Raw genomic sequence first — 12,167 nt, 5'->3', positions numbered from 1 at the left:
CGCTGGTTCAGGCGGGAGCGTTGCGCGCGATGCCGCTGCCGGCCTCCGGCACGGCAAAGCCGGCGGCCGTGTAATCGGCGAGCTTGTTGCGCAAGGTGCGGATCGAGATGCCCAGCATGCGCGCGGCATGGGTTCGGTTGCCGCCGCAGTGGACGAGCGTCGCGAGGATCAGTTCCCGCTCGACGACGGCCATGGGCTGGCCGACGAGCGCAAGCGCGGCGGGGAGGGTGGGCGGGAACTCCCGTGGGGTCGCATCGCTCATCGGGCCGCACCGGCATCGCATGCCGTCATCAGCGAAGGTCCGACAACGAACCGGCCATGTGCCCGATAGGCCCATGCCTGCCGATATGCCCATCCCTGCCGAAGCGACCCTGCGTGCCGTGAGGGCTTCATTCCCATACCACCGTCTCCGTGCGTGATGGCGCGAGCCGCAAGCCCCCGCCGCTGTGCGTGCGGATGTTTTCGCGCTTATGGTTAGGGAGCGGTTAAACGGCTCGCGACAATTGTCGTGTCCGGATGGCAAACGGTCACCGAGGGCGCCTGCCGTTGCTTCGGAAGCGGAAACGCCGACCCCTGGGCCGGCGTTTCCTTGTCTTTCCGAGGTTGCGTCCGGGACCGCACCACCCGGGGGAGACGGTTCACTGTCTGTAGTGCTGGATGCGCGTCGTCCGCAGGCCGGCGAGGCCGTGCTGGTCGATGGATTGCTGCCAGCTCAGGAACTCCTCCACCGTCAGCGTGTAGCGCTGGCAAGCCTCGTCGAGGCTCAGCAGGCCACCGCGTACGGCGGCGACGACCTCCGCCTTGCGCCGGATGACCCAGCGCTTGGTGGACGACGGCGGCAGGTCGGCAATCGTCAATGGACTGCCGTCGGGCCCGATGACGTATTTCACCCTCGGGCGTTGGGGTTCGGTCATGATACGCTCACACTAACTCGACTGACCAACGTCGAGAGGGAGCTTAGACCTGCGTGATTTAAGATTTGCCTAAAGCAAAGGCTGCAACGCTTCCCGGCCGATGAAGCCGTCACGACGCTGCGAAGGCGGCAGGAATTGCCCGGTCCTGGCGGAGCGAGACGTCCGCCGCCGCAAAGCCGACACACGGCGCGCCTAAGGGGAACACCGGGTTTTACTGCGCTTGTCGGGCATTATATGTATGCCCAAGCCAGCTGCACCCCCGCATTGCCGGGCGGGGAGGAGAGGATGAGCCATGCTCAACAGCCTTGATCTCGCCAAGCCACCCGCCGAGACGCGCGTGGTCGTCGCCATGTCGGGCGGGGTCGATTCCTCCGTCGTCGCCGCGATGATGAAGCGCGACGGCTACGATGTCATCGGCATCACCTTGCAGCTTTACGACCACGGCGCCGCAGTCCACCGCCGGGGGGCCTGCTGCGCCGGCCAGGACATTCACGATGCGCGCCGGGTGGCCGAGCGGCTCGGCATCGCCCATTACGTGCTCGATTACGAATCGCGCTTCCGTGACGCCGTGATCGAGCGTTTCGCCGAGAGCTATCTCGCCGGCGAGACACCGATCCCCTGCGTTGAGTGCAACCGGTCGGTGAAATTCGCCGATCTTCTGGAGACGGCGCGCGACCTCGGCGCCGACGTGCTGGCGACCGGCCATTACGTGGCCAGCCGCCTTCTGGCGAACGGCCGCCGCGGCCTCTTCCGCGCCGCCGACCCGGACCGTGACCAGAGCTACTTCCTCTATGCGACGACAGCCGCGCAGCTCGATTTCCTGCGGTTTCCGCTCGGGGACATGGCAAAGACCGAAACGCGGGCGCTCGCCCACGAATTCGGCCTCACGGTGGCCGACAAGGCCGACAGCCAAGACATCTGCTTCGTGCCCAACGGGCGCTATACCGACATCATCGAGCGGCTGAAGCCCGGCGCCGTGGCGCCCGGCGACATCGTGCACGTGGACGGCCGGGTGCTCGGCCGGCACGAGGGCATCATCCACTACACCGTCGGCCAGCGGCGCGGCCTCGGCCTGTCGGTCGGCGAGCCGCTATTCGTCCTCAAGCTCGATGCGGAGAAGGGCCGGGTCATCGTCGGTCCGCGCGAGATGCTCGGCACCGAGAGCATCAGGCTGCGCGACGTCAACTGGCTTGGCCCGGTGGCGCTCGACGCGCTGCCGCCCGAGGGCCTGGAGGTGGCCGTGCGGGTGCGCTCCACGCGCCAGCCCTGCCCGGCCTTCCTGCGACGCGATGCGGAAGGTGTGGAGATCGTGCTGGCCAGCGCCGAGGAGGGTGTTGCACCCGGTCAAGCCTGTGTCATCTACGATGGTGTAGATGGGCGGGCGCAGGTGCTGGGCGGCGGCACCATCCGCGCCACGCGCCCGATGCCGATGCGTGAAGCGCTCGGGGAGGGAGCGGCGGCCTGACGCGGACGGTTCGACGAGGGGGACGATGGCAGCGGCCGACATCCGGGGGCCTGATACGGCCTCGATGCGCAAGGCCTACGCGCGATGGGCGCCGGTCTACGATGTGGTCTACGACAAGCTGACGGCGCCGGCGCGCCAGCGGGCGGTTGCGGCTGCGCTCGCCTGCGGCACGCACATCCTCGAGGTGGGCGTGGGCACCGGCCTGTCGCTCGAGGCTTATCCGACGAGCGCGCGGGTGACCGGCGTCGACCTGTCCGAACACATGCTGCGGCGGGCGCAGCAGAAGGTCGACCGGCTCGGCCTTCGCCAGGTCGAGGCGCTCGCGGTGATGGACGCCTGCCGCCTCGGCTTCCCGGACGGGACCTTCGATGCCGTGGTCTCGCAGTTCGTCATCACCCTCGTGCCCGATCCCGAGGCCGCGCTCGACGAATTCGCGCGGGTGCTGCGGCCGGGCGGCGAAATCGTCCTCGCCAATCATTTCGGTGCTGCCGGCGGCGCGCTCGCCAGCCTCGAGGAGGCGGTGGCGCCGCTCGCCAGCAAGGTGGGCTGGAGCTCGGCCTTCAAGGCGGAGCGCATCGCTCGCTGGGCGCGCTCGCGCGGGGTGGCCGAAGTCGTCTCGCTCGAGTCGGTCTTCCCCGGCGGCTTCTTCAAGGTCATGCAACTGCGCAAGTTTGCCTGACCATCGGGGAAGGCGAGACACCGCGGGTCTCTCCCGGCGGGCAATCCAAGGGCGCACCGCCTGCTGCACAATACGTGGAAAGCGCGCGAGCTTCCTTGACAGCCGCCGCGCCACCTCCTTATATCCCGCCGCACGGTGTCAGGCGCCGTGCCCGAACGGGGCGGAGTAGCTCAGCTGGTTAGAGCAGCGGAATCATAATCCGCGTGTCGGGGGTTCGAGTCCCTCCTCCGCTACCACATCTGCGGTGTCCGTCCCGGGCACCAGGCTAACAGACAGACCATACCGAAGACATGGGCGACAACCTCGTGCCGAACGGGTTGTCGATGAAATATCCGAAGCCGTAGCCCACGAAGCTTGCGAGCCCAGTGCCTTCATAGGCTGCGGCTGTAGCGAATGGCCGCGCAGCATTCGCACTTGCGGGCGCTGAAACCCTCCGCCTGGGTCCTCGGCGCTTTCAACGGTCCGCACCCGCCGCCGTCCGCACGCGCTGACAAGTCGCGTTCAGTACGCTCTTGCGCGATCAAAAAATATCGCTACGAATCCGAACGTGAAAATTTCTGATCACGCGCCGGTTGCGCCGGCAAGGTGAAACGATCCCGGATGGCCACGGCTTTCGACGAACCCTCCATCGCGCAGCGCATTGCCCGCGCCGTTCTGTCGCCGTCGCATCGCCGGATCGCCGACTATGTCCTCGACCACCCGCTGCGGGTCGCGGCCATGCCCATCGATGAACTGGCGTCGATCGTTGGCGTGTCGGTGGCCACCGCCAACCGCTTCGCCCGCGCTCTCGGCTTCGACGGCTATGCGCAGTTCCGCACCGCGCTGGTGCTCGGCTTCGAGACGGCGCTGGCGCCTGTGGAGAAGCTGCGCGGAAAGCCGGAGAAGCCCGCGAGCGCCGCCGATATCCTGGCGGCAACGCTCTCGGAGACGGCCCATAATATCGACAGGACGCGGCAGGGCCTGGATACGGAGGCCTGCAAGCGCGCGGTCGCTGCCATTCTTGGCGCCCGGCGCGTCTTCATCCTCGGCCTTGGCAGCAGCGTCTGGCTCGCCGGTCTTCTCCTGCGCAAGCTCGAACTCTTCTGCGATCAGGTACAACTGCTCGCCAGTATGGAGGGCTCTTCGCACGCGGCCCGCATCCTGCACCGGGTCAAGCCGGGTGACCTCGTCATTGCCATCGCCTTCCCGCGCTATCTGTCGGACACCTTGCTGCTGACCCGGCGCGCACGGGAGGCGGGCGCCGACGTGCTGGCCCTGACCGAGAGCCCCGGCTCGCCGCTCGCCTCGCTCGCCACGATCGCGCTTTTCGCCCACGGCGAGAGCCAGTTCTTCGCCAATTGCGAGGCGAGTTCGCTGGCTCTGATCGAGGCCCTGAGCAGCGCCGTCGCCCACGCCTCCGGCCGATCCGTGGAGGCGGCGGCCGAACTGGCGGAGGCCGTGCTGCCCTGGCTGCACGGCAACCATGCGGGGGCGCTGAGGCCATCGAGCGCGTGGGACAGGCAGGCGCCGTCGCCCTCTACGCCCCGGCGGGGCCCGAAACCACGCCAGGGCCGCTGACCGTGCGCGGCGGCCCCCTTGCCACCTTCGCCATTCCTCCGGCCCTTGCCGGCTAATCAACTTCGTGAGCGAACCCGCCCCGCCATGACGTCCCCCGCGATCCTGACCGCTCCCGCGCCGGACCCGACGCTTCACCTTTCGGAGAACCGGGTCCTTGCCGTCGATGGCCTGTCGGTGAGCTTCTCGACCTTCGAGCGGACGGTCTCGGCCGTGCGCGATGTCTCCTTCCACGTCGACCGCGGCGAGACGCTTGCCATCGTCGGCGAGTCCGGATCGGGCAAGTCGGTGACCTCGCTTGCCATGATGCGCCTCGTCGAGCATGGCGGCGGGCGCATCGATGCCGGGTGCATGCTCTTCCGCCGCCGCTCCGGCGCGGTGCTCGACCTCGCGACGGCGGGGCCGAGGACGATGCGCGCCATCCGCGGCGCCGATATCGCCATGATCTTCCAGGAGCCGATGACCTCGCTCAACCCGGTTTTCACCGCCGGGGAACAGATTGCCGAATCGATCCGCGTGCATCAGGGCAAGGGCATGGCGGAAGCCCGCGCCGAGGCGCTGCGCATGCTCGATCTCGTGCGCATACCGGAAGCGCGCAGCGTGCTCGACCGCTACCCGCACCAGCTCTCGGGCGGCATGCGGCAGCGCGTCATGATCGCCATGGCGCTGTCCTGCAAGCCTTCCCTCCTCATTGCCGATGAGCCGACGACGGCTCTCGACGTCACCATCCAAGCGCAGATCCTGCAGCTGATCCGTGCACTGCAGGACGAGATGCACATGGGCGTGGTGTTCATCACCCACGACATGGGCGTGGTCGCCGAGGTCGCCGACCGCGTGCTCGTCATGTGTCGCGGCGAGAAGGTGGAGGAGGGCGCCTCCGCCGGGTTGTTTGCGGCACCGCGGCACCGTTACACGCGCGCGCTCCTCTCCGCCGTGCCGAGGCTTGGCGCCATGGCCGGCACCGACCTGCCGCGCGAGTTCGCGCTTTTGCGCATGGACGACGAGGCGCCCGTCAAGGAGGCTGCCCCGCAGGCGACGGTGAAGCCGGACGCGGCGCCGATCCTGCGTGTCAGGGATCTCGTTACCCGGTTCGAAATCCGCGGCGGCCTCTTCAACCGCGTCACGCGTCGTGTGCATGCGGTCGAGAAGGCGAGCTTCGATCTCTATCCCGGCGAAACCCTGTCGCTCGTCGGCGAGTCGGGCTGCGGCAAGTCCACCACCGGTCGCTCGCTGCTGCGCCTCGTCGAGAGCCAGAGCGGCGCCATCGAGTTCGACGGCCGCAACATCCGTGAATTGCCGCCGAGCGCCTTCCGCGACTTGCGGCGCAACATCCAGTTCATCTTCCAGGATCCGTTCGCCTCGCTCGATCCGCGGCTCACCGTTGGCTATTCCATCATGGAGCCGCTCTTGGTGCACGGTGTCGCGAAAGGGGAGGCGGCGCGCCAGCGCGTGCACTGGCTGCTCGAGCGGGTCGGCCTCACGCCGGCCCATGCCCAGCGCTATCCACACGAGTTCTCCGGCGGCCAGCGCCAGCGCATCGCCATCGCCCGCGCGCTCGCTCTCAACCCCAAGGTGGTCATCGCGGACGAGGCGGTCTCGGCCCTCGACGTGTCGATCCAGGCGCAGATCGTCAATCTCCTGCTCGAACTGCAGCGCGATCTCGGTATGGCCTATCTGTTCATCTCGCACGACATGGCCGTCGTCGAGCGCGTCAGCCACCGCGTGGCGGTGATGTATCTCGGCCAGATCGTCGAGATCGGCCCGCGCCGCGCCATCTTCGAGAACCCACAACATCCCTATACGCGCAAGCTGATGGCCGCGGTCCCCGTCGCCGATCCGGCGCGCCGGCACCTGCGCCGCGAGCTGGTGACGGACGAATTGCCGAGCCCGGTGCGCGCGTTGGGCGACGAGCCGACGGTCGAGCCTCTTGTCGAGGTCGGCCCCGGCCATTTCGTCGCCCGTCACCCGATCGGCGCCTTCGGCCGATGACTGCCCCTCTTGATCGCTTCACTGCAACGGGAGCCGTTCCAATGAAAAGTCCACTTCCACGAGGTTTGACAATTGCGTCCGGCCTTCTGGCCCTCGTGCTCGGCACCGCGCCAGCACTCGCCGCCAAGGATGTCGTGCTCGCCATCGGTGGCCAGCCGGAGACACTCGACCCCTACAACACCAACACGACTCTGACCACCGCCGTCACCAAGTCGTTCTACCAAGGCCTGTTCGAGTTCGATAAGGACCTCAAGGTGCGGCCGGTGCTGGCCGAGAGCTATACAGTTTCGGATGACGGCCTCGTCTACACCTTCAAGCTGCGTGAGGGAGTCAAGTTCCACGATGGCACGGATTTCAACGCCGAGGCCGTCAAGGTTTCACTTGAGCGGGTGCTCAATCCCGAGAACAAGCTCGCCCGCTACAACCAGTTCAACCGCATCGACAAGGTCGAGGTCGTCTCGCCCTACGTCGTCAAGATCACGCTGAAGGACGCTTTCGGACCGTTCATCAACTCGCTCGCCCACGCTTCGGCGGCCATCATCTCGCCGGCGGCCCTCGCGAAATACGGGAACAAGGATATCGCCTTCCACCCGGTCGGCACTGGCCCCTTCGTCTTCGAGGACTGGAAGCAGACCGATTACGTCAAGGTGAAGAAGTTCGACGGCTACTGGAAGAAGGATTTCCCCAAGGTCGATTCCATCACCTGGAAGCCGGTGCTGGAGAACAACACCCGTGCCGCCATGCTGCAGACGGGCGAGGCCGATTTTGCCTTCCCGCTGCCCTATGAGCAGACAGCCGCCCTGCAGGCGAACGACAAACTGGACGTGATCATCGGCCCGTCGATCATCGAGCGCTACGTCAGTTTCAACACGCTGCAGAAGCCCTTCGACGACATCCGCGTGCGTCAGGCGATCAATTACGCCATCAACAAGGAGGCCCTTGCCAAGGTTGCCTTCAACGGCTTCGCCTCGCCGGCCGAGGGCATCGTGCCGGAGGGCGTGCTCTATGCCCACAAGATGAAGCCCTGGCCCTATGACCCGGCCAAGGCCCGCGAGCTTCTGAAGGAGGCGGGCTATCCCAACGGCTTCGAGTCGATCCTCTGGAGCGCCTACACCACCACGACGGCGCAGAAGGCCATCCAGTTCCTGCAGCAGCAACTGGCCCAGGTCGGCATCAAGGTGCAGATCCAGGCGCTCGAGCCCGGCCAGCGCACCGAGTGGGTGCAGTCATGGCCCGATCCCAAGACGGCGAAGGTGCGCATGTACTACGCCGGCTGGTCGTCCTCGACGGGTGAGGCTGACTGGGCGCTGAGGCCGCTGCTGTCCACCGAGGCCTGGCCGCCGAAGCTCAACAACACCGCCTATTACAGCAACGAGGAAGTGGACGCCTATATCGCCAAGGCCCTGCGCTCGGTGAAGGACGAGGAGAAGGCGGAGCTCTACAGGAAGGCACAAGAGCAGATCTTCAAGGACGCGCCCTGGGCGCCGCTGGTGACGGAAAAAAACCTCTACGCCACCTCCAAGCGTCTCTCCGGCGTCTACGTCATGCCTGACGGCAATATCGAGGCAAGCGAGATCGCCGTTTCGGAGTAAGAGCGGGAACCCTTTTCCCGCACGCAAGTCGGGCATGCCCAACTTGCGCAAGAATATTGCGGATCTCGGGAAAACCCGAGATCCGATGCGGGGGAGAAGGACGCCGCCCGCTTGCAACGCGTCCCGTAGCTTGTCCAGCCAGGTCGATCCGGAGCCATGCTGCACTATTTCCTCAAACGGCTGCTGGGGCTCATCCCCACCCTCCTGATCGTCTCGGTGCTCGTGTTCTTCTTCGTGCACATGCTGCCGGGCGACCCGGCGCGGCTCGTCGCCGGGCAGGATGCGGACGAGCAGACGCTCGCCCTCGTGCGCAGCGAACTCGGCCTCGACAAGCCGCTGCCGCAGCAGTTCGTCAGCTATTTCACCCACCTCTTCGAGGGCGACTTCGGGCGCTCCATCCGCACGCGCCGGCCGGTCTCCACCGAGATCGCCGAGCGCTTCATGCCGACGCTGCTCCTGACGCTCACCAGCATGGTCTGGGCCGTTGTCTTCGGCATGGCGATCGGCATCGCCTCGGCCGTCTTTCGCAACCGCTGGCCAGACCGGCTCGGCATGACATTGGCGGTCTCCGGCATCTCCTTCCCCGCTTTCGCGCTCGGCATGCTGCTCATGCAAATCTTTTCCGTCGGGCTCGGCTGGCTGCCCACCGTCGGCGCCGACAGCTGGAAGCACTACATCCTGCCGTCGCTGACGCTCGGCGCAGCGGTCGCGGCCGTCATGGCGCGCTTCACGCGAGCCTCCTTCGTCGACGTGCTGCACGAGGATTTCGTCCGCACCGCGCGGGCCAAGGGTCTCAACGAGCGTATCGTCATCCTGAAGCACTGCCTGCGCAACGCGCTCATTCCGGTCGTGACCATGATGGGCCTCCAATTCGGCTTCCTGTTGGGCGGTTCCATCGTCGTCGAGGCCGTGTTCAACTGGCCGGGCGTCGGCCGTCTCCTCGTCGATGCCGTGGCGCAGCGCGACTATCCGGTCATTCAGGCGCTGGTGCTGATGTTCTCGCTCGAATTCATCCTCATCAATCTCGTCGTGGATCTGCTCTACGGCGTCATCAACCCCACCATCCGCTACAGCTGAGCCGGCCATGACCGATACCGCGACCGAGCTCGTCTCTCCCGCCTCCGGCACCACGGGCGAGGCCGTACGCACGCCCCTAAGGGAATTCTGGCGCCGTTTTCGCCGCCAACCGGTGGCGCTCGCAGCGCTCACCTTCGTGGTGCTGCTCACGCTACTGGCCGTGCTGGCGCCGTGGATCGTGCCGTTCGACCCGGAGAACTACTTCGATTACGACCAGCTCAATGCTGGCCCGTCGTGGTCGCACTGGCTCGGCGTCGACCCGCTCGGGCGCGACATCTTCAGCCGCATCGTGATGGGGGCCCGCATCTCGCTTGCCACCGGCCTTGCCTCTGTGGCGCTCGGCGGGCTCGTCGGCACGACGCTCGGCCTCCTCGCCGGCTATTACGAGGGCTGGTGGGACCGCATCGTCATGCGCATCTGCGACGTGCTCTTCGCCTTCCCCGGCATTCTTCTCGCCCTCGGCATCGTTGCCATTCTCGGCGGTTCGCTTTTCAACGTGGTCGTCGCCGTCTCCGTCTTCTCCGTGCCGGCCTTTGCCCGCCTCGTGCGCGGCAATACGCTGGTCCTGAAGCGCATGACCTACGTCGAGGCGGTTCGCAGCATCGGCGCTTCCGACTGGACCATCCTCGTGCGCCACATCCTGCCGGGCACCGTCTCCTCCATCGTGGTCTATTTCACGATGCGCCTCGGCACCTCGATCATCACGGCCGCGAGCCTCTCCTTCCTCGGTCTCGGCGCCCAGCCGCCGACGCCGGAATGGGGCGCGATGCTCAATGACGCGCGCGCCGACATGGTCAACGCGCCGCATGTGGCGCTCTTCCCGAGCCTTGCCATCTTCTTCACGGTGCTCGCCTTCAACCTGCTCGGCGACGGGCTGCGCGACGCGCTCGACCCGAAGATCGACCGCAAATGAGCATCATGTCCGTCCGGGATGCCACCCCGCCGCATGTCGGCACGCTCACAGCCGGCCCGCGCAACGCGATCACCGACGTTGCCGGCGTCAGCGTCGGCCATGCGACGCTCGCCGACGGTTCCGTGCAGACCGGCGTCACGGTGGTGCGTCCGCACGCGGGGGACCTCTACCGCGACCGGGTGCCGGCGGCGGCGAGCGTGATCAACGGCTTCGGCAAGAGCATCGGCCTCGTGCAGGTGGAGGAACTCGGCGTCATCGAGACGCCGATCGCGCTCACCAACACCTTCTCGGTCGCCGCCGTGGCCGAGGCGCAGATCCGCCAGACGATCGCGGCCAATCCGCAATGCGGGCGGCGCCTGCCGACGGTCAATCCGCTCGTCTTCGAGTGCAACGACGGCTACCTCAACGACATTCAGGCCATGGCGGTCGGAGATCTGCATTACCGCGGCGCCTGCGCCGCCGCCGGCCCGGATGTCGCGGAAGGGGCGGTCGGCGCCGGGCGCGGCATGGCGAGCTTCGGCGTCAAGGGCGGCATCGGCACGGCCTCGCGCCGCGCCGAGGTGGCGAACGGCCGCGTTTTCACCGTCGGCGCGCTGGTGTTGGCGAATTTCGGCCGGGCGGCGCAGCTCATACTCGCTGGCCGGGCCATCGGACCCGTGCTCGCGGAGCGGCTCGCCGCCACGAGGGAAGACGCCGCCGGAGGGGAGGGCGAGGCACAGGAGAAAGGCTCGATCATCCTCCTCATCGCCACCGACGCGCCGCTCGACACACGCCAGCTGCGACGACTCTCGCTGCGCAGCGCCGCCGGCCTCGCGCGGACCGGCTCCGTCTTCGGCCACGGCAGCGGCGACATAGCGCTCGCCTTTTCCACCGCCTATACGCTGCCGCAGGAGGCGGCTCGCCCCATGCCGGCCATCGCCATGCTGAATGATGCGCTCATCGATCCACTGTTCCAGGCTGTCGCCGACAGCACCGAGCAGGCCATCATCCATGCGCTTTGGCGGGCCGAGACGGTCACCGGCCGTGACGGCCACCGGCGGCAGGCGCTGCTCGAGGTGATGCCCGATCTTCCCTCCCTCCTTTCGGAGCGCACCCCATGAAGGTTCTCATCTCCGTCGACATCGAGGGCGTTGCTGGCGTCTACCACCCCGAGCAGACGCGCGCCGGCAACGGCGAATACGAGCGGGCCCGCCTGCTGATGGCGGAAGAGGCGAATGCGGCCGTGGCCGGGGCCTTCGAGGCCGGTGCGCGCGAGGTCATCGTCAACGATTCCCACGGCGGTTTTCGCAACATGCCGGCCGAGCGGCTCGACGCGCGCGCCCGGGTCGTGCAGGGCAAGCCGCGCTATCTCAGCATGGTTGCGGGCGTCGAGGAGGGGGTGAATGCCGTCTGCCTCATCGGCTATCACTCGCGGGCCCATGGTCGCGGCATCCTCGCCCACACCATCAACAGCTTCGCCTTCGCCCGCATCGCATTCAACGGGCTGGAACTCGGCGAGGCCGGCATCTACGGCGCGCTTGCCGGCGAATATGGCGCGCCCGTCGTCATGGCGAGCGGCGATGACGTCTTCATCGACGAGAACCGCGAGCTGTTCCCGCACACCGTCTTCGTCGAGACCAAGCGCGCCACCGGCTGCAACAGCGGCATCAGCCTCTCGCCGGAGCGGGCGCGTGCGGCGATCCGCGCCGGCGTGAAGGAGGCGCTCGTCTGCCCGCCGGCGCCGCCGTTCCGTTTGCCCGGTCCCATTACGGCGCACATCCGCACGCAGACGCCCGCGCTTGCCGATCTCTTCTGTCAGTGGCCGACGCTGAGCCGCCTGTCCGGCGACGAGATCGGCTTCGAGGCGCCAACCGTCGAGGCAGCGGTGCGTATCGTCAATTCGCTCTCGGCGATGTCGACCATGCTGCGCTGACGCGCCGCATTCCCCTTGCAAGGACGCAGATCTTCCCTTGCCGCTCCACGCCCGCCAACAGATCGGACATTC

Annotated in this window: 11 protein-coding genes and 1 tRNA gene; 10 read left to right on the top strand and 2 right to left on the bottom strand. The window is 67.2% G+C overall.

The window, feature by feature from the left end:
* Nucleotides 1-7: 7 nt before the first annotated feature.
* Both BOQ54_RS15745 and BOQ54_RS15740 read right to left on the bottom strand, forming a co-directional pair.
* Nucleotides 8-262, bottom strand: a complete 255-nt coding sequence (locus tag BOQ54_RS15745; RefSeq protein ID WP_071924256.1) for a helix-turn-helix domain-containing protein — start codon at nt 260-262, stop codon at nt 8-10.
* Between the two features lie 376 nt (nt 263-638).
* Complete coding sequence (locus BOQ54_RS15740; RefSeq protein WP_026015031.1) at nt 639-914, bottom strand: DUF1153 domain-containing protein; 276 nt, start codon at nt 912-914, stop codon at nt 639-641.
* Nucleotides 915-1,206: 292 nt separating this feature from the next.
* On the opposite strand from BOQ54_RS15740, the gene mnmA reads away from it, so the two are divergent.
* From mnmA to BOQ54_RS15690, 10 genes are all read left to right on the top strand, one after another.
* Nucleotides 1,207-2,379, top strand: coding sequence for a tRNA 2-thiouridine(34) synthase MnmA (gene mnmA / locus BOQ54_RS15735; RefSeq protein WP_055460251.1), 1,173 nt, complete (start codon nt 1,207-1,209; stop codon nt 2,377-2,379).
* A 25-nt stretch (nt 2,380-2,404) separates the two neighbouring features.
* A complete protein-coding gene (locus tag BOQ54_RS15730) occupies nt 2,405-3,058 on the top strand; it encodes a class I SAM-dependent methyltransferase (protein WP_071924255.1) in 654 nt (217 codons plus the stop codon).
* 159 nt (nt 3,059-3,217) lie between these two features.
* Nucleotides 3,218-3,294, top strand: a tRNA-Met gene (locus BOQ54_RS15725).
* Between the two features lie 364 nt (nt 3,295-3,658).
* Nucleotides 3,659-4,615, top strand: coding sequence for a MurR/RpiR family transcriptional regulator (locus BOQ54_RS15720; protein ID WP_063187142.1), 957 nt, complete (start codon nt 3,659-3,661; stop codon nt 4,613-4,615).
* An 84-nt stretch (nt 4,616-4,699) separates the two neighbouring features.
* On the top strand, nt 4,700-6,601 hold the full coding sequence (locus tag BOQ54_RS15715) for a dipeptide ABC transporter ATP-binding protein (RefSeq protein WP_071924254.1): 1,902 nt from the start codon (nt 4,700-4,702) through the stop codon (nt 6,599-6,601).
* 65 nt (nt 6,602-6,666) lie between these two features.
* Nucleotides 6,667-8,193, top strand: a complete 1,527-nt coding sequence (gsiB, locus tag BOQ54_RS15710; protein ID WP_245280597.1) for a glutathione ABC transporter substrate-binding protein GsiB — start codon at nt 6,667-6,669, stop codon at nt 8,191-8,193.
* 156 nt (nt 8,194-8,349) lie between these two features.
* A complete protein-coding gene (gene gsiC, locus BOQ54_RS15705; protein ID WP_055460425.1) occupies nt 8,350-9,270 on the top strand; it encodes a glutathione ABC transporter permease GsiC in 921 nt (306 codons plus the stop codon).
* A gap of 7 nt (nt 9,271-9,277) precedes the next feature.
* A complete protein-coding gene (gene gsiD, locus BOQ54_RS15700; RefSeq protein ID WP_071924253.1) occupies nt 9,278-10,183 on the top strand; it encodes a glutathione ABC transporter permease GsiD in 906 nt (301 codons plus the stop codon).
* Between the two features lie 5 nt (nt 10,184-10,188).
* Nucleotides 10,189-11,283 (top strand): P1 family peptidase, encoded by a 1,095-nt coding sequence (locus tag BOQ54_RS15695; protein ID WP_055460509.1) that lies wholly within the window; start codon nt 10,189-10,191, stop codon nt 11,281-11,283.
* On the top strand, nt 11,280-12,095 hold the full coding sequence (locus BOQ54_RS15690; RefSeq protein ID WP_055460427.1) for a M55 family metallopeptidase: 816 nt from the start codon (nt 11,280-11,282) through the stop codon (nt 12,093-12,095). The genes BOQ54_RS15695 and BOQ54_RS15690 overlap by 4 nt, the downstream gene beginning before the upstream one ends.
* Nucleotides 12,096-12,167 lie beyond the last annotated feature (72 nt).

Source organism: Chelatococcus daeguensis, assembly GCF_001887265.1.
GTDB lineage: Bacteria > Pseudomonadota > Alphaproteobacteria > Rhizobiales > Beijerinckiaceae > Chelatococcus_A > Chelatococcus_A sambhunathii.
This window is presented reverse-complemented; position numbering and strand designations above follow the sequence as displayed.

Coding starts and splice junctions, on each gene's coding strand:
- BOQ54_RS15745 (WP_071924256.1), bottom strand. CDS start 262: ATGAGCGATGCGACCCCACGGGAGTTCCCGCCCACCCTCCCCGCCGCG.
- BOQ54_RS15740 (WP_026015031.1), bottom strand. CDS start 914: ATGACCGAACCCCAACGCCCGAGGGTGAAATACGTCATCGGGCCCGAC.
- mnmA (WP_055460251.1), top strand. CDS start 1,207: ATGCTCAACAGCCTTGATCTCGCCAAGCCACCCGCCGAGACGCGCGTG.
- BOQ54_RS15730 (WP_071924255.1), top strand. CDS start 2,405: ATGGCAGCGGCCGACATCCGGGGGCCTGATACGGCCTCGATGCGCAAG.
- BOQ54_RS15720 (WP_063187142.1), top strand. CDS start 3,659: ATGGCCACGGCTTTCGACGAACCCTCCATCGCGCAGCGCATTGCCCGC.
- BOQ54_RS15715 (WP_071924254.1), top strand. CDS start 4,700: ATGACGTCCCCCGCGATCCTGACCGCTCCCGCGCCGGACCCGACGCTT.
- gsiC (WP_055460425.1), top strand. CDS start 8,350: ATGCTGCACTATTTCCTCAAACGGCTGCTGGGGCTCATCCCCACCCTC.
- gsiD (WP_071924253.1), top strand. CDS start 9,278: ATGACCGATACCGCGACCGAGCTCGTCTCTCCCGCCTCCGGCACCACG.
- BOQ54_RS15695 (WP_055460509.1), top strand. CDS start 10,189: ATGTCCGTCCGGGATGCCACCCCGCCGCATGTCGGCACGCTCACAGCC.
- BOQ54_RS15690 (WP_055460427.1), top strand. CDS start 11,280: ATGAAGGTTCTCATCTCCGTCGACATCGAGGGCGTTGCTGGCGTCTAC.